Here is a 2,834-nt window from a genome sequence, read left to right on the forward strand (position 1 = left end):
ATCCCTAATAGGGATTTTAGTTAATTGCAATCCTTTGACTTATTGGAGGGTCGCAATCTGCCATGTTTCAATCCCTAATAGGGATTTTAGTTAATTGCAATTTTGAGAAAATCACCAGAAAGAGAGAACTCAAGTTTCAATCCCTAATAGGGATTTTAGTTAATTGCAATGTGAGGCCCCCTAAATAATCCTGGCACTCCAAAAAGTTTCAATCCCTAATAGGGATTTTAGTTAATTGCAATACTGAGGGAGAATTCCCAACTTCCAAATCTTCACTCCAAAAAGTTTCAATCCCTAATAGGGATTTTAGTTAATTGCAATTCATCTAAAGAAAATTTTGAATTTCCTTCTCTAAAGTTTCAATCCCTAATAGGGATTTTAGTTAATTGCAATTTCTCAAGGGGATACCAGCGCGGTACATATAAGTTGTTTCAATCCCTAATAGGGATTTTAGTTAATTGCAATTGTATCTGAAAAGGTGAATAACTAATTGTATTAGGGTTTCAATCCCTAATAGGGATTTTAGTTAATTGCAATTGAACTTAATAGCCCGTCAGTAAGGCAGAAACTTGTTTCAATCCCTAATAGGGATTTTAGTTAATTGCAATAAGAAACTTATATGCACAAGGACAAGCTGTTTTAGGTTTCAATCCCTAATAGGGATTTTAGTTAATTGCAATCATCTATGGTTGCAGCAGTCCCTCCAGACTCAGAGTTTCAATCCCTAATAGGGATTTTAGTTAATTGCAATATTCACAATTTTCAGCCCACGCTCACGCCAGACCCGTTTCAATCCCTAATAGGGATTTTAGTTAATTGCAATTTCTGGCGTATAAACAACTCCGTTTGAAAATCGGGGTTTCAATCCCTAATAGGGATTTTAGTTAATTGCAATCAAAATCAGAATTTTGGACACTGCGGCTATCGTTACGTTTCAATCCCTAATAGGGATTTTAGTTAATTGCAATCAATCATGTCCTTAGCAATGGTGAATATTTCCTCTCGTTTCAATCCCTAATAGGGATTTTAGTTAATTGCAATAATTTTCCCGGCAGAAACGCCGCTACTTGGAATATGTTTCAATCCCTAATAGGGATTTTAGTTAATTGCAATGCGTACCCTTGCCGTAGCGAACGTAAGGACGATTGTTTCAATCCCTAATAGGGATTTTAGTTAATTGCAATCTGCTTAATTGACTTAAATCCTTTTGAAAAGATGCGTTTCAATCCCTAATAGGGATTTTAGTTAATTGCAATTGCTGGCTTCTGAAAGCGTTGCTGTATTTGGTTTTCAAGGTTCAGTTGCGCGAATGAATGAATCATAACATAGGGAATAGTAATATCACAAGATGCAAATCGCTGAAACCCATTCCCCATAAGGTGCGCGGATGGTTTGAAAGTACCATTGCCTCAAAATCTTGTCTAGAAGGAGCGTACAGCCTTTTTCGCTCCTTCTCATTTTGTACACCTACCCATCCGCGCATAAAGCAAAAAAATTAATCTGATTGACGATCGCTACCTCTATTAAAATAAGCGATCGCCTAATCCTGGCACATCTTAATTTACCAAATCAGGAAATACCTCTTGTACAGCAGGATGCACTAAGCGATGATTTTGCACATTCACACCCTTAGCTAATGCTGGGTTAACCTCCAGTGCCATAATTCCAAAATTTGCCAACTGGACAACATAAGGTAATGTACTATTATTAAGTGCCTGAGTTGCTGTCCAAGGTACTGCTCCTGGCATATTGGGAACGCCATAATGCACCACACCCTCTTCAATGTATACGGGATTTGTGTGGGATGTAGGGTGTAAAGTTTCTATGCAACCGCCTTGATCAACGGCTACATCAACTATTACCGAACCAGGACGCATTTGTTTGACCAATTCGCGGGATACTAGTATTGGTGCTCTACGTCCTAATACTAAAACTGCACCGATGAGCAAATCGGCTTCAATAACTGCGGCTTCAATATGAGCAGAGTTGCTGTAAAGCAATTCGACTCTAGAGCCAAAGAGGGTTTCTAAGTAAGATAAGCGCTCGACACTCACATCTAAAATCTGCACGATCGCACCCATGCCTACGGCAATTTTAGCTGCTTCTGTGCCGACAACGCCGCCACCTAAAATTACTACTTTACCCGGTTTAACTCCAGGGACACCGCCCAAAAGTACACCTCTACCACCTTGCTGACGTTCTAAGAATCTGGCCCCAAATTGTACTGCTAGCCGACCGGCAATTACGCTCATGGGGGTGAGCAAGGGTAATCTGTTAGCACTAGGTTGTTCTACAGTTTCGTAGGCGATCGCAGTTGTGCCACAATCAATTAAATTCTCTGTCAATTTGCGATCGGCTGCTAAGTGTAAATAAGTAAATAATATCTGCTCTTTTTGCAAAAATTTATACTCTGAGGTCAGCGGCTCTTTAACTTTAACAACCAATTCCCGATTCCAAGCCTTTTCTGATGTGGGGACAATCTCGGCTCCAGCAGTTTTGTAGTCGTCATCAGAGAATCCAGCACCATTACCTGCTTGTGTCTCGACGAAGATGCTATGACCATTTTCTCGCAGCACCCGCACACTAGAAGGACTTAACCCGACCCGAAATTCTTGATCCTTATTTTCCTTGGGAACACCGATTTCCATATATCGCCTCTGATAATTTTTTTGTTTAACGTAGTCTGGCAATCTCAAGCTTGCTACTTCCGTCTTGCTAGTTCCGTATTAGAAATAGCTGGATTAGAGATACCTCATCTCTGTTCTAACTTTCTTAATTCAATCTGAGTAGCCCAAACTCTTACCCTTGACTATTGCCCCAGTATTTATACCTGT

Annotated in this window: 1 protein-coding gene and 1 CRISPR repeat array; the gene reads right to left on the minus strand. The window is 39.9% G+C overall.

All coding sequences use genetic code 11. The features are described from left to right. The first annotated feature begins 64 nt into the window (after window positions 1-64). Window positions 65-1,256: direct repeats of the CRISPR family, unit length 37 nt; unit sequence GTTTCAATCCCTAATAGGGATTTTAGTTAATTGCAAT. Between the two features lie 300 nt (window positions 1,257-1,556). After that, a complete protein-coding gene (gene ald, locus IQ229_RS22320) occupies window positions 1,557-2,648 on the minus strand; it encodes an alanine dehydrogenase (RefSeq protein WP_194047493.1) in 1,092 nt (363 codons plus the stop codon). Between the last annotated feature and the right edge of the window lie 186 nt (window positions 2,649-2,834).

Origin of the sequence: Nostoc cf. edaphicum LEGE 07299 (assembly GCF_015207245.1) — a bacterium.
Classification (GTDB): Bacteria; Cyanobacteriota; Cyanobacteriia; order Cyanobacteriales; family Nostocaceae; genus Nostoc; species Nostoc edaphicum_B.